Below are 21401 nucleotides of genomic sequence, written 5' to 3' on the forward strand. Positions count from 1 at the left end.
ATCTGCATGTCATTTCAACTATTATTAAACGTAATCATTGCATTCACATGGATGTTTTTGAGAGGGATTTGGACACTCCCTTCCTTTATTATAGGTTTTTTCTGGGGAGCGGTATTGCTGTTTGTTTTCCGCCGTTTTTTTCACAGGCGTTTTTACTTGCATAAAGTGTATGCGATCATTAAACTGCTGTTTATTTTCATACGAGAATTATTCAAAGCCAATATTGCAGTGACTAAGGACGTATTGCGCCCTAAATTAAATATTCAGCCAGCCATCTTTGCAATGCCAACCCGTCTGGAGAGTGAATGGGAAATTACCATTCTTTCTCTTTTAATTACGCTAACGCCAGGCACACTGGTGATGGATGTGTCAGATGATAATTCTACTATCTATATTCATGCAATCAATACAGACGATATTGATGACATTATTACAGATATTCAGCAAACATTCGAAAAAGCCATTATGGAGGTGAGTCGTTAAATGCTCGATATTTTTTTAAACGTTTCGCTCATTCTCATTTCTGCTTCAACTATTGGATTTGTTTATCGAGTGGTAAAAGGTCCGTCAACTGCTGATCGAGCAATGGCCCTTGATGCTATTGGAATTAACATCATTGCCATCACGGCCATCATCTCGATTATTTTTCGAACGCAGGCTTTTTTCGAAGTCATTTTACTGCTAGGCATCATAGCCTTTGTAGGTACCGTTGCTTTTTCTAAGTTTTTAGAGAAAGGAGAAGTGATTGAATATGAACGTGATCAGTGAAATCATTGTAGGAGCTTTGGTACTAATAGGGTCTCTTCTGACAGTTGTGACCATGATTGGGCTTATTCGCTTGCCTGATACGTATACAAGAAGTCACGCTGCCTCCAAAAGTGCTACCTTAGGCGTCCTGTTTATATTAGTGGGCTGCTTACTCTACTTTTGGATTGACACCGGCCATATTAGTGCACGGTTAATTTTAGCGATTGTCTTTGTGTTTATCACCTCTCCTATTGCTGGGCATTTACTAGGAAGAGCGGCTTATTACAGCGGAGTTCCTCTTTCTGATAAAACCGTTCGGGATGATTTGAAAACCAAACAGCAGAAAAAGCTTACCCATGATGAATAGAAAAAAACGCCGTGCGGTTTGCACGGCGTTTTTTATCGAGAATCTTATAAAGAAGCGCGTAGGATTGCTAGTACATCTTCTCTGTTTAATTTTTTAAATTTACCAAATTCACCTTTAGCCATTGCACGATCAGCCATAAGATCTAATTTGTCTTCACCAATATCATAATCAGCTAAGCGAGTTGGTGCACCTAGGCTTGACCAGAATTCACGAAGCTTATCAACACCTTCAAGTGCTACTTCTTTATCCGTCTTGCCTTCCGTATCTACGTTAAATACGCGTACAGCTACTTGCTTGAAGCGATCTACGTTCTCATCCATTACGTGTTTCATCCAGTTCGGGAATAAAATTGCCAATCCACCTGCATGTGGAATGTCATATACAGCTGATACCGCATGCTCAATATTGTGAGTAGCCCAATCGCCTTGGTGTCCCATTTGTAACATACCGTTTAATGCGATTGTCCCATTGTATAAAATCGTTTCACGTAACTCGTAGTTCTCTAAGTCGTTTAATAATTTTGGTCCCGTTTCAATAACCGTTTGCAGTACTCCTTCACACATGCGATCTTGAAGCGGCGTATTTGTTGCAGCATGGAAATATTGTTCAAATACGTGGCTCATCATGTCGACCATGCCATAAACTGTTTGATTTTTTGGTACAGTAAATGTATTAACGGGATCTAAAATAGAGAATTGAGGGAATGTTGCCGGACTGCCCCAGCCGTATTTTTCTTGTGTTTCCCAATTTGTAATAACAGAACCAGCATTCATTTCTGAACCTGTTGCTGCTAATGTCAGTACTGTTCCAAATGGAAGAGCTTCAGCTGCGAATACGTCGCGGTTAATGATGTCCCATACGTCTCCATCATATTTTGCGCCTGCTGCGATTGCTTTTGTACAATCGATTACGCTTCCTCCACCAACTGCAAGTAAAAATTCAATACCGTTTTCTTTACAAATATCGATTCCTTTGCGAACAGTTGTCAGACGAGGATTCGGCTCTACTCCCGCTAACTCATGTACTTCTGCATTCATGTCATTCAGTACATCCATTACTTGATCGTATAAACCGCTGCGTTTTACGCTTCCTCCGCCGTATACTAATAATATCTTTTTACCAAAGCGCCCTGCTTCTGTTTTTAATTGCTCTAATTGACCTTTACCAAAAATTAATTTTGTAGGATTATAAAATGTAAAATTGTTCACTATAAACTCCTCCTTACGAGCTTGATTACATGCATCATTATGAAGAACAACTTTTTGATTGTAAAGAAAATTGACTTCCTAAAGATTATTCCCTGTTGACTAGACGCTCAGCCCATCCAAATCAACGTTCATTTGTCTGTATCTTCCAAAAGTAAATATGCATATTTCCCTCAAAAAAAAGCAGGCTAATAAGTGAACTACAAAACAAGGAGGGTTCATCATGAGTGGTATTCAACGTATTGCGCTCGTATTAACGATTATTGGAGCAATTAACTGGGGACTTATTGGCTTTTTTCAATTTGATTTAGTAGCAGCAATCTTCGGCGGTCAAACATCTGCTTTCTCCCGCATTATTTATGGATTGGTTGGAATCGCAGGACTGATTAACCTAGGTCTATTATTTAAACCTTCTGCTGAAGTAGAGCGTACAGAACCTAGAACGGAACATTAAAAAAAGAAGGATAGCTAAGCTATCCTTCTTTTTTTCTTATTTCTTAATTAGATCTTCGCGGTTTGATTGCTCAATCCACTCTTCTAATTTTTCTTTTAATGTGTTGAATCCTTGAGTAGATTCAGTGTGAACTGTTGCTTGACCTTGACGCTTTTTAGCAGGTTTTTTAGGTGCAGAAGCTTCAGTTTTTTCTGGAGCTGGCTCAGTAGCACGAATAGATAAACCAATTTTACCAGTTGACTCATCAACAGATAAAACTTTAACGTTTACTTCGTCTCCTACTGATAAATGTTCGTTAATATCTTTAACGAAGCCATGTTTCACTTCTGAGATATGAACTAATCCTTGAGTTTCTTCATTTAATGCAACGAATGCACCGTATGGTTGAATTCCTGTTACTTTACCTTTTGTAACAGTACCGATTTCAAATTTTGACATATAAACACTCCTAGATACCTTATTATTTTCACCATTATAGCCAATTTAAAATTATAGCACAGTTCATAGATTGAATCAAAAAGTAGTTATACTATATTTATTATTTACCAATTTCGTCACAAATATAAACTAACACTACATTTCATCATAGCAAAAAAGATATTATATCAAACCGTCTATACGATATGACATAATATCTTATTTTTATTATAACTTATTTTCAACAAAACGGCTAATCCGTTTTATGGATTCTTCTAATGATTCCATTGAAGAAGCGTATGAACAGCGAATATGTCCCTCTCCGCCTTTTCCAAATACATTGCCTGGCACCACGGCTACTCGCTCTTCAAGCAAAAGCTGCTCAGCGAATTCTTCCGATGACAATCCAGTTTTCTTGATAGACGGGAACACATAAAACGCTCCTCCGGGAGAATGGCATTCCAGACCAATTTGATTTAATGACTTCACCATATAGTTCCGTCTTCTGCGATAGCTTTTTCTCATCTCTTCTACGTCATGCTGCCCATTTTGTAGTGCTTCAATTGCTCCATATTGTGCCATGGTAGGCGCACACATCATTGTATACTGATGAATTTTCAGCATTGCTTTAGCAATCTCAGTTGGTGCACATATGTATCCAAGACGCCATCCAGTCATAGCAAACCCTTTAGAAAAGCCAGAAATAATAATAGTTCGTTCTTTCATTCCTTCTAAAGAAGCAATAGATGTAAATTCTTCATCATATGTTAATTCTGCATAGATTTCATCCGTGATAACAAGCAAGTCATGCTTTATGACAATATCCGCAATAGCCTGCAGCTCTTCTTTAGAGAGTGAGCTTCCTGTTGGATTATTAGGAGAGCATAAAAGAAGGGCTTTCGTGTTCCTTGTAATGACTTCTTCAATCTGTCTAGGCTGCAGTTTAAACTCTGTTTCTGCCGTTGTTTCAATTGCCACAGGAACTCCTCCTGCTAGCGAAATTAACGGACTGTAAGACACAAAATTTGGCTCCACGACAATAATTTCATCTTCAGGGTTAATCAAAGCTCGCATTGTAATATCTAGAGCCTGACTTCCTCCAACGGTCACAATAATATCATCTTTATAATCATACGAGACGTTAAAATTTCTTTTCATATACTTCATAATTTCAAAGCGGAGCTCTAAAAGCCCCGCATTTGCTGTATAAGAGGTATATCCTCTTTCCAACGATAAAATACTCGCTTCTCGAACAGCCCAAGATGTGACAAAATCAGGTTCACCTACTCCAAGAGAGATGACGTTATCCATACTTGCTGCTAAATCAAAAAAGCGGCGAATACCTGAAGGTTTCAGCTGTTGTACAGTTGTTGACAAGCGCTCTTTCATTACGGAGACACCACGATTCTGCGATCTTCATCGCCTTGGTCATAGATGGTACCATCGTGCTTGTATTTTTTCATGATAAAGTGAGTCGTTGTAGATAAAACAGAGTCTAGCGTAGAAAGCTTTTCAGAAACAAAAAACGCTACTTCAGACATTGATTTTTCTTCAATAATAACAGACAAATCATATGCTCCTGACATTAGGTACACGGATTTCACTTCTTGAAAACGATAGATGCGCTCCGCAATCTCGTCAAAGCCTACTCCTCGCTTTGGTGCAACTTTTACATCTATCATAGCCGTGACGCCCTCATGTCCATCTACTCGTCTCCAGTTAATATCAGCTGAATATTGCACAATTACTTTTTCTCTCTCTAGCTTTTTAACAATATTAGAGGTTTCTTCAAATGTTAAATCCACCATTTTTGAAATACTATCTATTGAAATACGGCTATTTTTTTCTAGAATTTCTAAAATTTCTAACTCTTTTTCTTCTAAGAACACCGTGTTCCCCTCCTACAACGATTAAATTTTTTCACTTTTTCCATTATATCAAATTTAAACACATCTTTAATGTGAAATCTATACCGGTAATTGAGTTTCATTTTATAGATTGCTGGAAATTAGGACAGACTAGAAAGAAAAAGATGGAGTGAAACAAATTGACTGAATCTAAAATTACTTGTCACCAGCGTACTTTTAATGGAGTCAATGTTTACTACGAATGCCATAACTATCACCCTGATAAACCAGCCATTGTATTTATTCACGGCTTTTTATCATCGAGTTTTAGCTTTCGACGTTTAATTCCTTTATTTGAAGATACGTTTTCTATCATTACGCTGGACCTTCCGCCATTTGGGCGAAGTGAAAAATCGTTAACCTTTCAATACTCGTATAAAAATTTAGCCAGAATTGTCATCGAGTTGATTGAATATTTAAAGTTGAAAGATGTTGTACTATCGGGACATTCAATGGGAGGACAGGTTTGTTTAAACGTAGCAAAGTTAAAGCCTTCTTGCGTATCAAAACTAGTTCTTCTGTGCAGCTCAGCTTATTTAGGCCCCTCACATTATGGATTGGTCATGTCTTCTTATGTTCCCTTCTTTTATCTGTGGGTAAAAACGTGGCTGTCTCGCAAAGGTGTATTAGGCAACTTGCAAAATGTCGTATTTGATCATAAGTTAATCGACGAAGAAATGATTGATGGCTATACTGAACCATTTTTGGATGACCGTACGTTTATGGCTTTAACAAGAATGATTCGTGATCGAGAAGGAGACCTATCCTCAAAGGATTTGCAGCACATAAAAAAACCCAGTTTACTCATTTGGGGAGAAGAAGACCGGGTTGTTCCTTTGCATCTCGGACGTAAGTTAAAAGATGATTTAACAGACTCTACCTTTATCTCTTTAAAGGAAATTGGACACCTTTTACCAGAAGAGTGTCCCGACATTGTGCAATCTCATATGGTCGATTTCTTGTACGGTGAAAAAGCCCTGTCTCAATAATGACGGGGCGAGTTCGTATATTTCACACGAGGCGCTAACTTTAATAAAAAATTTATTAGTCGTGCTTCAGCAATTTTTTCACTTTCTTTATTGACTTCACAAGTTAACTTCGTTGACAAACGTATTAAAAATAAGCAAACTATTATATTAAAAAAGGGGGTACTTTTATTGTCTACTTATTCTTTTGATCAATTAATTAACCGTACAGGTACGCAGTCCGTAAAGTGGGACAAAACTGATCTTGTTTTTGGAGCAAAAGATGTTCTGCCTTTTTGGGTAGCTGATATGGATTTCCAAGCGCCGCCTAATGTTCTTCAAACCATTAATGAGCGTGTCAAACACGGTATTTTCGGCTACACTTCCCCTACTGAATCTACGGCAAATGCTTTATCATCTTGGGTAGAAAAAAAGCATCAGTGGACCATTGATCATGAATGGATTACATACAGTCCAGGAGTTGTATTTGCCCTGAGTATGGCTATCCAAGCATTTACGGAACCTGGAGATTCAATTTTAATTCAGCCTCCAGTCTATACTCCATTTTTTAACATGATAAAGGTAAATGATCGAGAAGTTGTTGAAAATCCGTTAAAACTTGCGGGCGATAAATACGAAATTGATTTTGCAGATTTAGAGCAAAAATTTGCAGAAGGCGTAAAATTAATGATTCTTTGCAGCCCTCATAATCCAGTAGGACGCGTGTGGACAAAAGAAGAACTGAAGAAGCTTGCCGATCTTTGTGAAAAATACAATGTATTAATTGTTTCAGATGAAATCCATTCTGATCTAATTTACCAGCCTTATAAACACATTCCCATTAGCATGGTGAATGAAGATGCAGCCAATCGAACCATTACGTGTATGGCCCCTAGCAAAACATTTAATATACCGGGACTTCAAGCTTCAGCTATTATTATTCCAAACGAGAAACTGCGCACACAGTATGTTCAACAACAGCAAAAACAAGGGTTTTCTAATTTAAACACATTCGGAATAATTGGGTTAGAGGCGGCTTACAGTGAAGGTGAGGAGTGGCTAGAAGCACTGCTTGTATATCTGAAGAAAAATGTAGATCTCGTGACGCGTTTTATAAGTGAAAACTTGCCTGAACTGCGAGTGGTTCAGCCCGAAGGAACTTATTTACTATGGATTGACTGCAACAAGCTGCATTTATCAGAAGAAGAATTACATGAACGCTTATTAGAAAAAGGGAAAATTGCCGTAGAAAAAGGCGAAAAATACAGTTCCACATATGGAAAAGGTTTTATCCGCTTGAACATTGGCTGTTCACATGAACAGCTTCAAGAAGGATTAAATCGCTTAAAAGTAGCTTTAACGTAAAAAACAGCGTTCTTTCCCACGAAAGAACGCTGTTTTTAATGTTTTTTTGAAATAACTCCGCAGGCGATTCGCTTGCCAGAATTACCTGATGGCTCTGTCATTCCGTCATCACCTTGTTCGGTAATAATAAGGGATGAGCCATCCATACGCTTAACGAGCGATGTCTTTCCTTCTTTTAACGTGACTTGAGGAATCATATCTGTTCCTGTATACGTCTGATCGTCTTCTACCACAATATTTTTCATATCGCCTAAATGCGGTCCTTTTGGATTTAACAGTCCGTGTTTCTTTTTATCAGGATCAAGGTGATTGCCCGCACTTTTAAAGTTAGGAGCTTTGCAAATTCCCATTTCATGAATATGTACGCCGTGTTCGCCAGGTGGAAGTCCGCTTAAATTGTACGTAAACTCAATTCCATCGGCCTGTTCTTTCAACTTGACTGTACCGATGCTATCTCCATCTGCGTTATAGACTTTGACTTCTTTATTGGATATTTCTTTTTCCATACACCCCGTTAACAAGAAAAAAGGCACGGTTCCAATGAGTAGTAGTTTTTTCATGTTGCCCTCCAATCGCATATGCACTAGCGAAAGTTTTAGATGTCTTTCCATAGATTGTCCAGCAACATATTATTTTAAACGCTTACATTTTATTTGCATTTCATTACAGTGATTTCTTATTATCCTGTTCTTTTAGCTTTGCTTCTAACTCCTTCGTTTTTTCTTCTTCTTTTTTCGAAATCTTAATGATTAAACGCCATACTGCAACTGCTGCTAGTACAAAAATCGCCATAGTAGCAAAAGCAGGAATATATTCTCTTTTATCTTCCGGAAAATAAAGCAAAAACATTAAATACATCATGTACAACATCCTTTCATAGAAACGGTAGAGGGTTTTGATTTATACTGGTGATAACAAACACTTTACTTAAAGGAGATCTGGCAATATGACATTTACAATTGGTCAAACCGTTACGGCACTTTATAAAACTGGGAAATACATCGGTGAAATTACACAAGTTCGAGACCTGCATTATGTTGTGCGGATTCAAGCTGTGTTAAAGCATCCAGAACAAGGTGACTTACATAACCCTGGACAAGTGGACGTACCTTTTTTTCACGAGCGAAAAGCACTTGCATTTCGAGAGCAGGCCAATATTCCTCAAAAAATGGTTCATCTCTATGAAGACAGCGTTCCCGATTATAAAAATTCACTAAAAAAAGCGCTTGAATTAAAGATAGCTGAACAACAAGCCAAAGATAGCCCTTTTGCTCAAGCAAGTATTGCCTGTTTAGAAGAGTTAAAAAAAGAGTACGGTATTCATTAAGTAAAAAGCCAAATTCACGTAGAAGTGATTTGGCTTTTATAATGCAAATTTATTTAATACTTTTGAAAAATCGATTCGATCTCCTATGGTCGTTGGCTCTGGTTTTTGAAGGTACCGCTTATCTTTTTCTACAAGCTTAAAGATATTGAGTGTCGTCATCGCATCATCAAGCGCGCAGTGGTGCTTTCCAGTTCCTTCTTTACCATACTCTTGCACAGCTTTCCAAAGGCCAGTTTGATTTTGATCTCCAAAAAAGCGCTTATACTCCATTGAAAGATCAATTTCTTTACCTGCAAAAGGAAATGGCACCTTATTTTTTTGACAGCACTGCCTTAATACTTTCATATCCATGTTCCCCCATGTAATAATCGTGCTGTGTTTATACATGCCCAGTCGCTGTACAAGCTGCTCTAGCGTAATGCCTTCATTTACTTGATTTTGTTCGATATGGAGAAATGATTTACAGCGCTCAGTTAATTTTGTAAAGTGTGTAGGCTGTACGTAAGAGGAGAAACGATCAATGATTTCTTGATTTTTAACAAACACCAAACCAACTTCAATGATTTCCGGAAAAAAGCCTTTTGGAAAACCCTTATACTCTGGCATTGTAAATTCAAAATCAATGAATAAATACTGAGAGTTCTTATCCAATATTATCACCCCTTTGTAAAATAAACCGCCCTACTATATTAATGCTATTATAGCACGATTGAACAATCGGAAGGTCTATTTTCTGTTCTTATTTTTAATATTATGAATATTCTAGTTGTTGAATAAAAAGAATACTTTACTACTACTATATTCTAGAGCATGTCTCTATGCGCAGGGTAACTGTCACGAATAGACATAATTTCGCTTATTTTTTTACCTATTTTTTCACTTTTTTATGTATCCGCTCTTCCAAATTCTCTTTAAACTCTAACATGAGTGTGTGAGGTGGCTCCTTCTCACTCCAAAAGCATACCTCACACCTTCTAGACTAAGCATTCTTATGTTTAAGCTTTAGGTAGAATAGCAAGCGTACATCTGGATATACAGATTAAATTCTCTTCTTCATCTTGAATTTTCACTTCCCAAACCGCTGTTTTTTTTCCTTTATGTAAAGGAACGCCTATAGCTGTAACGATTCCGTCTTTTTTCCCTTTGATATGATTGGCATTAATTTCTAAACCTACGCAGATTTCTTTTTCGAGATCTACACTTTTAATGGCACCTAGACTAGCCACAGTTTCAGCTAACGCCACCGATGCTCCTCCGTGTAAAAGCCCGAATGGCTGACGCGTTCGCTCATCAACAGGCATCGTCGCTTCGACTCTTTGTTCACTCGCACTAATAATCTCAATTCCTAATGCTTCTAACAGCGTATCTTTTGTTTTCATATCCATACCTCCCTTTGTATCTAGTATACAATAACGGTTTTGCTACAACATATACGAACCCTCTACATATACATAATAAAAATCCGTTTTCTAGGAGGATTCTTATATGAAATCATTTGCTCCCTTGCCTTACTATTGGCCACCGTACTACATGCCTCACCCTTATACATACAGGGTACCTAACTTACCTGAGGCGGACATCGCGACATTTCAGCAATCTCTTAAAGTTATTCCCTCTACCATGCAAAGCGCTACTATATTTATTCAAAGAGCTAATACTTCGCCAAATTTAATAAAAAAAATAAAAGCTGCTGCTCAAGAATCCAAAATGAGTGAAGTAAAAAGACTCATTCTTTCCACTGGTGTTAAGACAAAAATCGATGTTTTTTATACTCCAGACTATATTAAAATTACGTTTATTCATCCCAATAACCAATTTGACTGCTGTCACGTATCGTTAAATATTAGATGGTAAAATACAAGGAAAAAAGTCTTATTTTCTTCAAAAAAAGATGTACATGTTGTTTCGTTCCGAATATTATAATATATGCCATTTTTGTATGTAAAAACAAATTACACGATAATTGTATTTAGGATACAAATATGATATTGTATTTGGAAATATATTTTTTCTTTAGGAGGGATGACATGATGAGACATGTTACGCTAGTAGAAATTTTCACGCATCCTATCGCTCAAAAATATTTAACTCGATCTGGCGTTGCGCATGCTGTATCCGTCGCCTATCATGCGTTTCGTCTATCCGTACAGCATAATGTAAACCCCGATTTAGCTACAAAAGCAGCGCTGCTTCATGATATTGGCCACTACGAATGGTACACAAATGGTCAGTGGGATTATGAGAAGTATCGTCAAAATGATATTCACGCTATTAAAGGGGCTGAACGTGCACATAAATTACTCATTCGTTTAGGTGAGGAACCTCAGGCGGCAAAAGAAATTGCTTTAGCTATTTTACTACACACAGACTCATATTTGCCTGAAGGAACAATTCAACAACGCCCTCTTCAAAAAGTAGTCAAACTAGCTGATGAAGCTGATGAAGAGCCAGGCGGCAAACACCATTACCGTGAAATGGAATATAATCTGGCTGTAAAGAAAATTAAGGAGCTTGATAAGAAAGTGCTTGAACTTCTACATTCCAACCAATTTAAACAGTTAGGCTGACAGGATTAACTCCTTTCATAAGAGTTAATCCTTTTTATTATTTCTCCTCATAATTCCCTGCAAATTACTCATACTACTTATTGATTCTCATTTTTTGTTAGTTAGGAGGAAGAAGAATGTCTAAAAACGCTAGAGGTTACGTGCAAGATTCTTGCACATCATTAAATCAGGCAAAGGCAAGCCTTGAACAAGCTCTTCAAACAGTAGAGAAAGATTCAAATCGTGAACGTATTGAACAATCTCTTCAGGCTGTAGAGCAAGCATTAGGAGCTTGTGACAGCACTGCTTCTACTCTTTCTCAAGCATGAAAAAAGCAGCCGGTTTTGATCGGCTGCTTTTTTTCATTATAGGGCCTCTATTTACAAGATAACCGAGGCAATCCACCCAAAAATAATAAGTGGAATGTTATAGTGAAGAAAAGTTGGTACACACGTATCCCAAATATGATCATGCTGACGATCGACTGCTAATCCAGATGTGGGTCCAAGCGTACTGTCTGAAGCTGGTGAACCAGCGTCTCCAAGCGCTCCCGCTGTACCAACAATACAAATCGTTGCCATTGGACTCATACCAAGTTCTAAGCAAAGAGGAACAAAAATCGTCGCGATAATTGGAATGGTAGAGAAAGAAGAACCAATGCCCATTGTCACTAAAAGCCCGATGACAAGCATAAGAAATGCACCTAGCATTTGGTTGCCGCCAATAAGAGCAACAGAGCCTTTTACAAGCGCTTCTACATCTCCAGTTTCTTGAAGAACTTTTGCAAAACCAGAGGCAGACAGCATAACAAATCCGATGAAAGCCATCATTCTCATTCCGTTCGTTAATACTGGATCTGCTTCATTCCACTTCAAAGCCCCGCTGAAGTAAACGACAACAATCCCTGCAAGCGCTCCGAAAATCATAGAATCTACTAAGAGCTGCACAGTTAAAGCCGCTACAATCGCAAGTAAAGCTACAATAATTCCTCTTGTTGTGTAACCTGTACGCTCCTCTGTGCCTTGGTCAATGTCAATATCTTCATAAGTGCGCGGCTTGCGGTACGAAATAAACACAGCAAACAATAAGCCCACTACCATTCCTAAAGCTGGAAGAGCCATCGCCGTGGTAATATCTCCTTTATCAATTGTTAATCCACTTTCTTTGATGTTAGTAAATAAAATGTCGTGATAAATCTTACCGAATCCTGCCGGCAAATACATATAAGGTGTAACCAATCCAAATGTAATAACGGTTGCGACTAATCGGCGATCGATTTTTAACTGATTAAATACTTTCAATAGAGGTGGAATTAAAAGCGGAATAAATGCAATGTGAACCGGAATAACGTTTTGAGAAAAACATGAAATAATAAGGATGATCAATAAAATCAGTACTTTTGACAGTGACTTCTTTTTCGTTTCTCCTTCTTTCCCTACTATTTTTAACGCTAGCTGAACAACGGCATCAGGCAGCCCTGTCCGCGAAACAGCCATTGCAAATCCTCCAAGCAAAGCATAGCTTAATGCAACAGAAGCACTGTTTCCAAGACCATCTGTGTATATACTTACTGTATCTGTGAGGCTGATACCGCCAACAAGTCCTCCAATTAGCGCTCCGACTGCTAAAGAAAAGACAACGTTGATACGCAATAAGCTCAAAATCAGCATCACGAGCACAGCTATTAATACTGCATTCATTTTGAAACCTCCATTTTTCTTTTCACTTTATCTCATTAAAACATTAGAGAGATAAACAACATGTTCATTATATTAGGTATAGAAAAAAAGTCAATCATCTTACTAAATAAACGTTTGTTTAACTTCTCTACACCCTTAACAATATAAGGATTTTTCTAAGTAATCTTTTCTTACTAAAAAGAAAAAACATTATGTAAACATATTAAAAAAGAAGCATCATCGATGCTTCTTTTTACGTTTCTTTCTATCACTGCTATACTTTTTTCATTAATTGGCTTCAAATGAACAAACCATTGTAGCTAGTGTTCGCACCATCACGCCTGTTGCACCTGAAGGTCCTAACTCATGAGAAGCAGCGGATGTTGCAGTTCCAGCAATATCCAAGTGAACCCATGGTGTTTGCTCTGCAAACTCACCAATAAAAGTTCCTGCCATAATTGCGTGCCCCTCTCGTCCAGGAGAGTTATTTAAATCTGCTACCTTACTTCCCCGAACACGCTTTTTGTCTCGTTCTGTAATAGGCAGCTCCCAAATCGGTTCGCCTGTCTCAATGCTCGCTTTCGCTATTTGCTGCAATAAAGCAGAATCATTCGTCATTGCCCCAGTTGTATGTGTACCAAGAGCTACAATTACACCACCCGTTAATGTCGCCACGTCTACTAAATAATTTGCTCCGTGGTATTTGGCATAGGAGATACCATCAGCTAACGCTAAACGCCCTTCAGCATCTGTATTCAGTACTTCTATTGTCTTTCCATTCATTGCTGTAATTACGTCATCTGGCTTAAAAGCACGCGCGCTAATAACGTTGTCAGTTGATGGAATGACAGCTACTACGTTTTGATGAGGTTTTAATTCTCCAATTGCTTCCATTGCACCAAGAACAGATGCAGCTCCGCCCATATCTGTTTTCATACCTACAATCCCGTCTTTAGATTTAATAGAGTAACCACCTGTGTCAAAGGTAATCCCTTTTCCTACCAACCCAATAACGTCTTCCCATTTTTCTTTTCCTTGATATTTCAGGACAATCATTTTAGGAGGCTCTGCGGAACCTTGATTAACTGCTAACAGTGCGCCCATTCCCAATGTTTCCATCTCTTCTTTTTCTAAAATTTCATATTCAAAACCATATGTATGTGCCATTTCTACTGCATAATTAGCTAAATCTGTAGCCGTTAGCATATTGCTTGGTAAGTTAACAAGGGTGCGCGCTGAGTTTGTTGCTTTTCCATACGTATATCCAACCAAAGCAGATTGTACAACGTCTTTGTAAAAAGAAAACAGTTCAATTTTCTCAAGCTGCTTGTCAGGTTCGTTTGATTTCTTTTTGTAGTTTTCAAACTCGTACATAGCAAGCTGTTGAGCTTCTCCTAATAAAGCTGCAGTTTCTTGCTCTGACCACACTCCTGTATCAAATGTAGAAAGGGCGACCGATGCGTTTGAAATCTTCGCTTCTTTTAACTTTTTAAATAACAGTCCAAAGCTCTCTTTGAGTCCATTTTTAGTTAGCGCTTGCTTTCGTCCGAGTCCCACAAAATAAAGACGTTTTGCTCCTAATTTTCCTAGTGTATGAATCGTTGATGTACGTTTTTCTTGTACACGTATATCCCCTTCTTTAATCAAATGAATGAGCTGTCCACCTAAAGCTTCATCAATTTCTTTTAGAAGGCCTTCAAATTGTTGGTTTTGATTAAATAACCCGATTACGAGCGCTTCTGTTTGATGATCAACACCAAATGTTTCTACATGCGAAAACATAAAATTCCTCCCTTTTACGTATAGAGATTTTATTTTTATTTATCATCTGCTTTGTTTAATCTATTCAGCAAGTGGAATATATATCATATTCACCACTGTTTTCATCTATATACATATGATAGCAGAAATACAATTTTTAATCACAGTTCAAAAACCTTAGTTTCACACATATACTTTCATCTACCGCTTTTTTCATCATACGGGTTTAGCTTTTCAGACATTTTAAGTTGAGGGAGGACGTCTCAATGGATTTATTCTCAAATTTTCCACTTTGGAGTTCATTAATCGCTATTTTCTTTGCTCAATTTATTAAGATTCCCCTTTCTTTTGTAGCTACTAAGAAAATAGACGGCAGCTTATTTTTTAGTACGGGAGGCATGCCAAGCTCTCACTCCGCAGCAGTAACTTCCTTAGCAACTGCCATTGGGCTAGCAGAAGGTCTTAAATCCCCCATTTTTGCTCTCTCCGCTATTTTTGCCATTATTGTCATGTTCGATGCTAAAGGAGTAAGAAGACATGCAGGAGAGCAAGCAACGGTTTTAAATCGTTTGGTTGAAGACTTTCAGCGCGCGGTAAAAGAGGCAAAGCTGTGGACGACCAATGAAGAAGACGAAAAACAAGTGAAGCTAAAAGAGCTGCTTGGACATAAGCCTATTGAAGTTTTCTTTGGGGCCTTAACAGGGATAGCAGTTGCTTTTGTAACGTATTATGTATGGCCATAAAACATAAGAAAACACATGAAGAATTCTTCATGTGTTTCTCGTTTATTTTACCTGCTGTCGAAAAACCTGCATCGACTTCTTTTCATTCAGCATTGTTAACTCTTCTTCAGTTAAGCGGCCGCCCCCTGATTTCACTACATAGACGTTTAATTCTTTTTTACCCCATATGTTGTACACATCGGAAACAGTCTCAAAATATAAATCAAGATGATTGCCTTTAATAGCCCCACCTTTATCTGCTACCACTCCATAGCCATAGCCCGGAATAAACAAGATCGTGCCGATTGGAAATATGGTTAAATCAGCAGCGATGGTTGAATACAAGTCACGTTTTACTTTAACGCCCGAATATGTAATACCATACCCTGGATGATTGGGATTTTTCCCAGTTGATTCGTAACCAGCTGTGTAACCCGTAGCCAATACATTCTTAGTTGGATAACGCGACCAATCAAATGCTTCTTCAATCGTCAGACGCTCTTTGTCATTGCTAGCCGCTTCAGCTCTTAGTGGTTTTAGAAATGATGGCAAGAGCCTTTCATTCATTAGAGGATGCCCTGTACGGTTTATAAAAGGCATATATTTGATGACTGTGGTTATTGGGACGCCAGTAATTGCTTCATATGTTGTAAACAGCGCTCCGACCAGTAGTAGGCACATAATGAATCGCTTTGCTATTTTTCCAATCATTGTGATTTCCACAACTCCTCTCACGAATCTATTTGTTTCCAACATAAAAACAAATTATTCGTTTGCGAGAAGAATTTACATTTAAAACATTTGGTACCCTCTTGTTCGTAAAGATTTAATGGTAATGCCTGAAGCTAGTGCACCTATAAAACCAGCCATTAAAATCGCAATGTCAGCTGTGGCTAAAGAGAGCACTTTTGTCCCTAGCTGCTGAAAGGAGTGAGCGGGATGTTGAATGTAATCAACCGCTCTTACATCATCAATAATAAAAATAAAAATCACGGGATAAATAATGGCCATAATCCAAGACATGCGAAGCAGCATATTCAATAAGAAACCGATTCCAAAAAACAAAACAAAAAACAACAAGATGGAGATAATTAGTACAGGCACACTCATTTCCATTGCTTTTCGCCTCCGTTACTCTTTATACTCTCAGTTTACTTAAGAGTAATGAAGGCGTCAATCACAGAAAAGTAAGTTAATACCAAAAAAGCAAAAGGCTTAAAGACCTTTTGCTTTTTGTTTTAAAAGAAATTAAATTTTCCTTTTTTCAATACAAGACCTGCTCCGCCTTGAAGGAAAAGCGAGCGATTATCAACAACTTTTTTCATAAAAGATGCGCTTGAACCAAATAGTTTTCGACCATATACAACGCCAATTGCGTCATCATGCCCTAACGAACATACCGTTCCTTTAATATCTGGTTTGAACTCGCTTAATTCTTTTTGACCTTTCATCAAACGGCTAATATTTTCAGCGCAGGTACCGCCTTGCTGCATAGCAATTTGAGCTGTTGGCGGATAAGGACGTTCTGTTTCAGGGTTAATCATTAGTGAACAATCTCCAATAACAAACACATCTTCATGCCCTGGTGCCAGCAAGCTATTGCTTACTTTTACACGCCCGCGCATGTTTTCAAATCCAGCTTTTTCAATCACGTGACTGCCTCGAACACCCGCAGCCCATACAACTGTTGCTGATTTGATTTCTTCTACTTGGTCATCTTTTGATACAATAATCCCTTCTTCTGTACACTCTTTAATCGCTGTTCCGATCTTGAACTCGATTCCTTTTCGTTCTAGTTGTGTTACCGCATATTCTACAAGTTCTGGATCAAAACCTGGCAAAGCCGTAGGCGCTGCTTCTACACAAATAACGCGTACTTTTTCACGCGGAATATCAAACTCTTTGCAAAGCTGAGGGACTCGATTTGCTAATTCTCCCACAAATTCAATGCCGGTAAAGCCAGCACCCCCAACAATAATTGTCAGAAGTTCGTCTCTTTTTTCCACTTCATTGTTGTACGTCGCAAACACATAATCAATATGCTCACGAATTTGACGTGCTGCATTAATGCTCGTAATGGTAAATGCATGTTCTTTTAAACCTTTAATTCCGAAAGTTTCTGCTTCATACCCTAAAGCAACAACTAAATAATCATACGTTAGCTCACTGTTTTCAAGAAGAACACGCTTTTCATCTAACTTAATATCTACGACCGTGTCTTTGATAAATGTAACCTTATTTGTGTTAATTAAATTTTTAACGGGAACACGAGAGCGATCTTGATGAATTGTACCTGCTGATACTTCATGAAGCCATGTGGTTTCGTAATGGTAATCGTTTTTATTTACCAAAACAATTTCCGCATCACTAGCACCCAGTTTCTTTTGTAAATTAACAATTGTCATAATGCCGCCATACCCGGCACCCAAAATGACGATTTTAGGCTTTTTCATAGGAATGTCATCCACCTTTTTTAGTTATAGTCACAAGTATGTCTTACAAATATAATGATAAGAGCAATTTTATTTGGTTTGCTTTTTTATGTTAGTTTGAGCAAGAACGATCATCGCTATCCATTTATTATTCATATAAGAAAAATAATGTGAATCACTTCACGTTCTTTTTTAAAAAAATACATTTTTTCTGTTTCAAAAAAATGTAAGCATAAGTCCTAGCTTGATTTACACAAACATCTTATGCTTTTTTAATCGGTTTTTCAACCCTTCACTTTGTATTTACAAGCTTTTAAATTTTCAATTACTTTCCTGTATACCCAGTTTTATATTTGACCAAAACGTGTGGTTATGTTAATGATTACAAATACTGATCTTTAAGTTGAGAAAGTTTCTCAAACATTCCAGCGTGTTTTAATAATATTTTATAATTTACTATGCTATCATAAAGTAGAATATGCATTGGCACAGAACAATCTAGAGGTGATTATAAATGAAAGAAGATAAACAAGTATATGATATTACCATCATCGGAGGCGGCCCTACAGGCTTATTTACAGCATTTTATGGCGGTATGCGTCAAGCGAGCGTAAAAATTATTGAAAGCTTGCCACAGCTTGGTGGGCAGCTTTCTGCTTTATATCCTGAAAAATATATTTATGACGTAGCTGGTTTTCCAAAAGTACGGGCTCAAGAATTAGTCAATAACCTAAAAGAGCAAATGGATCAATTTAAACCTGCAGTTGCGCTAGAGCAAGCCGTAGAAAAGGTAGAAAAACAAGCGGACGGTGTATTTCGATTAACTACTAATTCTGAAGTCCACTATTCAAAAACAATTATTATTACGGCTGGAAACGGTGCATTTAAGCCCCGTAAAATCGAGCTAGAAAACGCAGAACAGTTCGAGCAAACGAACCTTCATTATTTTGTGGATGATATGAATAAATTCAAAGGCCGCAAAGTACTAGTATGCGGGGGCGGGGATTCTGCTGTAGACTGGTCTCTTATGTTAGAGCCGATCGCAGAAAAAGTAACGTTAACGCATCGCCGAGACAAGTTCCGCGCTCATGAACACAGCGTAGAAAACTTGCATAATTCATCAGTTGATATTAAAACGCCTTATGTACCGGTTGAATTTATTGGAGATGACCGTATTACACAAGTTGTGTTAGAAAACACAAAAGGTGAAGAAAAGACAGTAGTAGACGTAGATGATGTTATTGTAAACTTTGGATTTGTTTCTTCTCTAGGTCCAATTAAAGAATGGGACTTAGATTTAGAGAAAAATGCAATTGTTGTTAACTCAAAGCAAGAAACAAACATTCCTGGCATCTATGCAGCAGGTGATGTCTGCACATATGATGGAAAAGTAAAACTCATCGTGGCAGGATTTGGCGAAGGTCCGACTGCTGTTAATAACGCTAAAGCATACATTGATCCAAAGGCTCGCTTACAGCCTATGCACAGTACGTCAATGTTCTCATAAAAAAAGCAGGCTCTCGCCTGCTTTTTTCATTGCTGGATTGGTGTAACCATTCGATGAATGATTTCACTCATCATTTCCGCATCACTGCTTATTAAACAGATTTCATAAAAGGAATGGTTTCCTTCTTGACTAGTTACGCTCATCCTGTAGGCCTTCAAACCTTCGAGCTTGCTTAAATATTTTACTACCTCTGATTGACCGGCAATACGTTCAATCAGCAGAATATGCTCTCCTTCAACTGCTCCGTAGCTTTCAGCCAGAGAGGCGTTAGCATTTTCATAATAGCGAATGTAAGGTTCAGAATGGTTAAGAGGCGCAGAGGACGAGTTTTGATAACAGGCTTCACCTGAGGAAAAAGGCAAATGTTGAACAAATAAATGCGATTCACTGAAGTGAATACTTTTTGCATCCTTAGACTCCATTTTCCTACTTTCAAGTTTTAACCAGTTTATAAACCCCTTCCATAGAATAGGCAGGGTGTTTTTTTTGCGAAAACTTCCGTAACCTCCTACTTGTTCCGCGTCGTAACGAGTCGCATCTATCAAATCCGTTCATCTCCTCTTTTTTATTGAGTATAAAAAAGACTGATTATTCAGTCAACATGTTTGGCAGATGATGTAACATACAAAAATTTCTCACTAAAAAAGCTTTCTTCACCAGATGAGGTGAAGAAAGCTTCTTTATAAAAATATATTTAGCACTCTTCAGGAGCACCTGCGTTGCTTGCTGTACGGAAAGAAGAGCCGCAGCCGCATGCTGCAATGGCGTTCGGGTTATCAATTGTAAACCCTCCGCCTAGCATAGATTGCTTGTAATCAATTTTTACATCTTTTAAAATTGGAGCACTTTCGCTATCTACAAGAATCTTAATGCCATGTTGTTCAAACAGCGTATCGTTTTCATTTACTTCGTGAGCAAAACCCATACCGTAAGAAAGACCTGAACACCCTCCTCCATTTACATTAACACGTAAATAAGCATTTTCTTCTTCATGTTCTTTCATCATATCTTTTATTTGAAAGCTTGCAGCTTCTGTAATTGTTAGGATATCTTGACTCATTTTTAAACAGACCTCCTTTTTTGTTTAGTATACGACGAAATGGCTGTGACGACAAATCGTCTGCTTCTTCATTTCTTAATAATAATACGTGCCGTCACAAATCACATTGGCTGGACCTGTCATTAATACATTGCCTTTATTTTGCCAAACAATCGTTAAATCTCCTCCAGCGAGGTGTACGACAGTAGGAGCATCTTTTTTCGTCTTCTCATTTAACACAGACGAAACAACAGCAGCGCATGCTCCTGTCCCACATGCTTGAGTGATACCCGAACCTCTTTCCCATACACGAAAGTTCAGCTCTCTTTCGTTCACTACCTCGACAAATTCAACGTTCACTCCTTCTGGAAAACGCGAATCTTTTTCAACCACGGGTCCTAATGTAGTAAGAGGCGCTTGTTCAATATCATTTACGTAAAAGACGACGTGAGGATTTCCCATTGATACAGCCGTCCCTTTTAACCGTTCTTTTCCAAATTCCATCTCTTCATTAACGACCTGGTCTTGGCTTGCTCCCGTCATTGGAATTTGTTCTCTAGCTAAAATAGGCGCTCCCATATCGATTGTCACTTCTGGAACTTCATTTCCCTGCGGATGCACCGTTGCTTCTACAACTCCAGAAAGCGTTTCGATAAAAAATCTTTCGCTTGTTACTAAATTATGTTCATATGCATATTTAGCTACACATCTTAAACCGTTTCCGCAGTTTTTTGCTTCCGAGCCGTCATTATTAAATACGCGCATTTTTACATCTGCACGTTCAGATGGACAAATAAGAATCATTCCATCCGATCCAATTCCCGTATAAACATTTGAGACTTTTACAGCAAGCGGTGCTAACTCTTGCTCTTCTATATGTTCTTCAAACATATTTACGTAGATATAGTTGTTGCCAAGTGCATGCATTTTTGTAAACTGAAATTTTTTCATATTATCACCC

General features: G+C 38.0%; 28 protein-coding genes. 12 read left to right on the forward strand and 16 right to left on the reverse strand.

Annotated elements, in window-relative coordinates; all coding sequences use genetic code 11:
* Nucleotides 1–6: 6 nt before the first annotated feature.
* From MKY06_RS25155 to mnhG, 3 genes are read left to right on the forward strand one after another with little or no spacing between them, the layout of a single operon-like run.
* Nucleotides 7–483, forward strand: coding sequence for a Na+/H+ antiporter subunit E (locus MKY06_RS25155; RefSeq protein WP_013059594.1), 477 nt, complete (start codon nt 7–9; stop codon nt 481–483).
* Nucleotides 484–768, forward strand: coding sequence for a Na(+)/H(+) antiporter subunit F1 (locus MKY06_RS25160; RefSeq protein ID WP_013059595.1), 285 nt, complete (start codon nt 484–486; stop codon nt 766–768).
* Nucleotides 752–1114 carry a monovalent cation/H(+) antiporter subunit G gene (gene mnhG, locus MKY06_RS25165; protein ID WP_013059596.1) on the forward strand — a complete coding sequence of 121 codons (363 nt, stop codon included), beginning with the start codon at nt 752–754 and terminating at the stop codon, nt 1112–1114. Before MKY06_RS25160 ends, mnhG begins: the two co-directional genes overlap by 17 nt.
* A gap of 44 nt (nt 1115–1158) precedes the next feature.
* Here the strand turns inward: mnhG and MKY06_RS25170 are convergent, their stop codons facing one another.
* Entirely contained in the window at nt 1159–2322 is a 1164-nt protein-coding gene (locus MKY06_RS25170) for an iron-containing alcohol dehydrogenase (RefSeq protein ID WP_013059597.1), read from the reverse strand.
* A gap of 220 nt (nt 2323–2542) precedes the next feature.
* Between MKY06_RS25170 and MKY06_RS25175 the strand changes: the two genes are divergently transcribed.
* Nucleotides 2543–2773: a DUF378 domain-containing protein gene (locus tag MKY06_RS25175; protein ID WP_013059598.1), complete on the forward strand. Its 231-nt coding sequence runs from the start codon at nt 2543–2545 to the stop codon at nt 2771–2773.
* Nucleotides 2774–2809: 36 nt separating this feature from the next.
* On the opposite strand, the gene yugI is transcribed toward MKY06_RS25175, so the two are convergent.
* The 3 genes from yugI to MKY06_RS25190 form a co-directional block, all read right to left on the reverse strand.
* Nucleotides 2810–3211, reverse strand: a complete 402-nt coding sequence (gene yugI, locus MKY06_RS25180; protein ID WP_013059599.1) for a S1 domain-containing post-transcriptional regulator GSP13 — start codon at nt 3209–3211, stop codon at nt 2810–2812.
* A 207-nt stretch (nt 3212–3418) separates the two neighbouring features.
* Complete coding sequence (locus tag MKY06_RS25185) at nt 3419–4579, reverse strand: aminotransferase (RefSeq protein WP_340961531.1); 1161 nt, start codon at nt 4577–4579, stop codon at nt 3419–3421.
* Nucleotides 4579–5079: an Lrp/AsnC family transcriptional regulator gene (locus tag MKY06_RS25190; RefSeq protein ID WP_013059601.1), complete on the reverse strand. Its 501-nt coding sequence runs from the start codon at nt 5077–5079 to the stop codon at nt 4579–4581. The genes MKY06_RS25185 and MKY06_RS25190 overlap by 1 nt, the downstream gene beginning before the upstream one ends.
* A gap of 158 nt (nt 5080–5237) precedes the next feature.
* On the opposite strand from MKY06_RS25190, the gene MKY06_RS25195 reads away from it, so the two are divergent.
* Together MKY06_RS25195 and MKY06_RS25200 are read left to right on the forward strand one after the other, a co-directional pair.
* Nucleotides 5238–6086, forward strand: a complete 849-nt coding sequence (locus MKY06_RS25195) for an alpha/beta fold hydrolase (RefSeq protein ID WP_013059602.1) — start codon at nt 5238–5240, stop codon at nt 6084–6086.
* Between the two features lie 168 nt (nt 6087–6254).
* Complete coding sequence (locus MKY06_RS25200) at nt 6255–7427, forward strand: MalY/PatB family protein (protein WP_098277580.1); 1173 nt, start codon at nt 6255–6257, stop codon at nt 7425–7427.
* 35 nt (nt 7428–7462) lie between these two features.
* Here the strand turns inward: MKY06_RS25200 and MKY06_RS25205 are convergent, their stop codons facing one another.
* Nucleotides 7463–7987, reverse strand: a complete 525-nt coding sequence (locus MKY06_RS25205) for a superoxide dismutase family protein (protein ID WP_098277581.1) — start codon at nt 7985–7987, stop codon at nt 7463–7465.
* 103 nt (nt 7988–8090) lie between these two features.
* Entirely contained in the window at nt 8091–8288 is a 198-nt protein-coding gene (locus tag MKY06_RS25210) for a hypothetical protein (protein WP_078082210.1), read from the reverse strand.
* A gap of 85 nt (nt 8289–8373) precedes the next feature.
* Between MKY06_RS25210 and MKY06_RS25215 the strand changes: the two genes are divergently transcribed.
* Nucleotides 8374–8754: a kinase-associated lipoprotein B gene (locus MKY06_RS25215; protein ID WP_013059606.1), complete on the forward strand. Its 381-nt coding sequence runs from the start codon at nt 8374–8376 to the stop codon at nt 8752–8754.
* Between the two features lie 36 nt (nt 8755–8790).
* Here MKY06_RS25215 and kapD read toward each other — a convergent pair whose 3' ends face one another.
* Complete coding sequence (gene kapD / locus MKY06_RS25220; RefSeq protein WP_013059607.1) at nt 8791–9405, reverse strand: 3'-5' exonuclease KapD; 615 nt, start codon at nt 9403–9405, stop codon at nt 8791–8793.
* Nucleotides 9406–9749: 344 nt separating this feature from the next.
* Nucleotides 9750–10133, reverse strand: coding sequence for a hotdog fold thioesterase (locus MKY06_RS25225; protein WP_013059608.1), 384 nt, complete (start codon nt 10131–10133; stop codon nt 9750–9752).
* A 106-nt stretch (nt 10134–10239) separates the two neighbouring features.
* Here MKY06_RS25225 and MKY06_RS25230 point away from each other — a divergent pair, with 106 nt between their 5' ends.
* The 3 genes from MKY06_RS25230 (at nt 10240) to MKY06_RS25240 (ending at nt 11629) form a co-directional block, all read left to right on the forward strand.
* Nucleotides 10240–10608 (forward strand): hypothetical protein, encoded by a 369-nt coding sequence (locus MKY06_RS25230; RefSeq protein ID WP_116299232.1) that lies wholly within the window; start codon nt 10240–10242, stop codon nt 10606–10608.
* 176 nt (nt 10609–10784) lie between these two features.
* On the forward strand, nt 10785–11321 hold the full coding sequence (locus MKY06_RS25235; protein WP_013059610.1) for an HD domain-containing protein: 537 nt from the start codon (nt 10785–10787) through the stop codon (nt 11319–11321).
* A gap of 116 nt (nt 11322–11437) precedes the next feature.
* Nucleotides 11438–11629, forward strand: coding sequence for a hypothetical protein (locus MKY06_RS25240; protein ID WP_013059611.1), 192 nt, complete (start codon nt 11438–11440; stop codon nt 11627–11629).
* Between the two features lie 51 nt (nt 11630–11680).
* On the opposite strand, the gene MKY06_RS25245 is transcribed toward MKY06_RS25240, so the two are convergent.
* Nucleotides 11681–13000, reverse strand: coding sequence for a Na+/H+ antiporter family protein (locus MKY06_RS25245; RefSeq protein ID WP_029319220.1), 1320 nt, complete (start codon nt 12998–13000; stop codon nt 11681–11683).
* Nucleotides 13001–13267: 267 nt separating this feature from the next.
* A complete protein-coding gene (locus tag MKY06_RS25250) occupies nt 13268–14761 on the reverse strand; it encodes a leucyl aminopeptidase (protein WP_098277584.1) in 1494 nt (497 codons plus the stop codon).
* A 245-nt stretch (nt 14762–15006) separates the two neighbouring features.
* Here MKY06_RS25250 and MKY06_RS25255 point away from each other — a divergent pair, with 245 nt between their 5' ends.
* Nucleotides 15007–15483: a divergent PAP2 family protein gene (locus tag MKY06_RS25255; RefSeq protein WP_013059614.1), complete on the forward strand. Its 477-nt coding sequence runs from the start codon at nt 15007–15009 to the stop codon at nt 15481–15483.
* Nucleotides 15484–15525: 42 nt separating this feature from the next.
* Here the strand turns inward: MKY06_RS25255 and MKY06_RS25260 are convergent, their stop codons facing one another.
* The 3 genes from MKY06_RS25260 to MKY06_RS25270 form a co-directional block, all read right to left on the reverse strand.
* Entirely contained in the window at nt 15526–16173 is a 648-nt protein-coding gene (locus MKY06_RS25260) for a 3D domain-containing protein (protein ID WP_289920210.1), read from the reverse strand.
* 81 nt (nt 16174–16254) lie between these two features.
* Entirely contained in the window at nt 16255–16578 is a 324-nt protein-coding gene (locus tag MKY06_RS25265; RefSeq protein ID WP_013059616.1) for a YuiB family protein, read from the reverse strand.
* A 122-nt stretch (nt 16579–16700) separates the two neighbouring features.
* A complete protein-coding gene (locus MKY06_RS25270) occupies nt 16701–17915 on the reverse strand; it encodes an NAD(P)/FAD-dependent oxidoreductase (protein ID WP_025752690.1) in 1215 nt (404 codons plus the stop codon).
* 493 nt (nt 17916–18408) lie between these two features.
* On the opposite strand from MKY06_RS25270, the gene MKY06_RS25275 reads away from it, so the two are divergent.
* Nucleotides 18409–19401, forward strand: a complete 993-nt coding sequence (locus tag MKY06_RS25275) for an NAD(P)/FAD-dependent oxidoreductase (protein WP_013059618.1) — start codon at nt 18409–18411, stop codon at nt 19399–19401.
* A 26-nt stretch (nt 19402–19427) separates the two neighbouring features.
* Here the strand turns inward: MKY06_RS25275 and MKY06_RS25280 are convergent, their stop codons facing one another.
* The 3 genes from MKY06_RS25280 to dapF all read right to left on the reverse strand — a co-directional run bounded on the left by MKY06_RS25280 (nt 19428) and on the right by dapF (nt 21391).
* Nucleotides 19428–19946, reverse strand: coding sequence for a hypothetical protein (locus MKY06_RS25280; RefSeq protein WP_013059619.1), 519 nt, complete (start codon nt 19944–19946; stop codon nt 19428–19430).
* Between the two features lie 149 nt (nt 19947–20095).
* Nucleotides 20096–20461 carry a HesB/IscA family protein gene (locus MKY06_RS25285; RefSeq protein WP_013059620.1) on the reverse strand — a complete coding sequence of 122 codons (366 nt, stop codon included), beginning with the start codon at nt 20459–20461 and terminating at the stop codon, nt 20096–20098.
* A 75-nt stretch (nt 20462–20536) separates the two neighbouring features.
* On the reverse strand, nt 20537–21391 hold the full coding sequence (gene dapF, locus MKY06_RS25290) for a diaminopimelate epimerase (protein WP_013059621.1): 855 nt from the start codon (nt 21389–21391) through the stop codon (nt 20537–20539).
* Between the last annotated feature and the right edge of the window lie 10 nt (nt 21392–21401).

This window comes from Priestia sp. FSL P4-0332 (assembly GCF_038005845.1).
Taxonomy (GTDB): Bacteria; Bacillota; Bacilli; order Bacillales; family Bacillaceae_H; genus Priestia.

What these genes read in the sequence shown, in the direction of transcription:
- MKY06_RS25155 (WP_013059594.1), top strand. Translation starts at nt 7, where the DNA reads ATGTCATTTCAACTATTATTAAACGTAATCATTGCATTCACATGGATG.
- MKY06_RS25160 (WP_013059595.1), top strand. Translation starts at nt 484, where the DNA reads ATGCTCGATATTTTTTTAAACGTTTCGCTCATTCTCATTTCTGCTTCA.
- mnhG (WP_013059596.1), top strand. Translation starts at nt 752, where the DNA reads ATGAACGTGATCAGTGAAATCATTGTAGGAGCTTTGGTACTAATAGGG.
- MKY06_RS25175 (WP_013059598.1), top strand. Translation starts at nt 2,543, where the DNA reads ATGAGTGGTATTCAACGTATTGCGCTCGTATTAACGATTATTGGAGCA.
- yugI (WP_013059599.1), bottom strand. Translation starts at nt 3,211, where the DNA reads ATGTCAAAATTTGAAATCGGTACTGTTACAAAAGGTAAAGTAACAGGA.
- MKY06_RS25185 (WP_340961531.1), bottom strand. Translation starts at nt 4,579, where the DNA reads ATGAAAGAGCGCTTGTCAACAACTGTACAACAGCTGAAACCTTCAGGT.
- MKY06_RS25205 (WP_098277581.1), bottom strand. Translation starts at nt 7,987, where the DNA reads ATGAAAAAACTACTACTCATTGGAACCGTGCCTTTTTTCTTGTTAACG.
- MKY06_RS25210 (WP_078082210.1), bottom strand. Translation starts at nt 8,288, where the DNA reads ATGATGTATTTAATGTTTTTGCTTTATTTTCCGGAAGATAAAAGAGAA.
- MKY06_RS25215 (WP_013059606.1), top strand. Translation starts at nt 8,374, where the DNA reads ATGACATTTACAATTGGTCAAACCGTTACGGCACTTTATAAAACTGGG.
- MKY06_RS25225 (WP_013059608.1), bottom strand. Translation starts at nt 10,133, where the DNA reads ATGAAAACAAAAGATACGCTGTTAGAAGCATTAGGAATTGAGATTATT.
- MKY06_RS25230 (WP_116299232.1), top strand. Translation starts at nt 10,240, where the DNA reads ATGAAATCATTTGCTCCCTTGCCTTACTATTGGCCACCGTACTACATG.
- MKY06_RS25235 (WP_013059610.1), top strand. Translation starts at nt 10,785, where the DNA reads ATGAGACATGTTACGCTAGTAGAAATTTTCACGCATCCTATCGCTCAA.
- MKY06_RS25240 (WP_013059611.1), top strand. Translation starts at nt 11,438, where the DNA reads ATGTCTAAAAACGCTAGAGGTTACGTGCAAGATTCTTGCACATCATTA.
- MKY06_RS25245 (WP_029319220.1), bottom strand. Translation starts at nt 13,000, where the DNA reads ATGAATGCAGTATTAATAGCTGTGCTCGTGATGCTGATTTTGAGCTTA.
- MKY06_RS25250 (WP_098277584.1), bottom strand. Translation starts at nt 14,761, where the DNA reads ATGTTTTCGCATGTAGAAACATTTGGTGTTGATCATCAAACAGAAGCG.
- MKY06_RS25255 (WP_013059614.1), top strand. Translation starts at nt 15,007, where the DNA reads ATGGATTTATTCTCAAATTTTCCACTTTGGAGTTCATTAATCGCTATT.
- MKY06_RS25260 (WP_289920210.1), bottom strand. Translation starts at nt 16,173, where the DNA reads ATGATTGGAAAAATAGCAAAGCGATTCATTATGTGCCTACTACTGGTC.
- MKY06_RS25265 (WP_013059616.1), bottom strand. Translation starts at nt 16,578, where the DNA reads ATGGAAATGAGTGTGCCTGTACTAATTATCTCCATCTTGTTGTTTTTT.
- MKY06_RS25270 (WP_025752690.1), bottom strand. Translation starts at nt 17,915, where the DNA reads ATGAAAAAGCCTAAAATCGTCATTTTGGGTGCCGGGTATGGCGGCATT.
- MKY06_RS25275 (WP_013059618.1), top strand. Translation starts at nt 18,409, where the DNA reads ATGAAAGAAGATAAACAAGTATATGATATTACCATCATCGGAGGCGGC.
- MKY06_RS25285 (WP_013059620.1), bottom strand. Translation starts at nt 20,461, where the DNA reads ATGAGTCAAGATATCCTAACAATTACAGAAGCTGCAAGCTTTCAAATA.
- dapF (WP_013059621.1), bottom strand. Translation starts at nt 21,391, where the DNA reads ATGAAAAAATTTCAGTTTACAAAAATGCATGCACTTGGCAACAACTAT.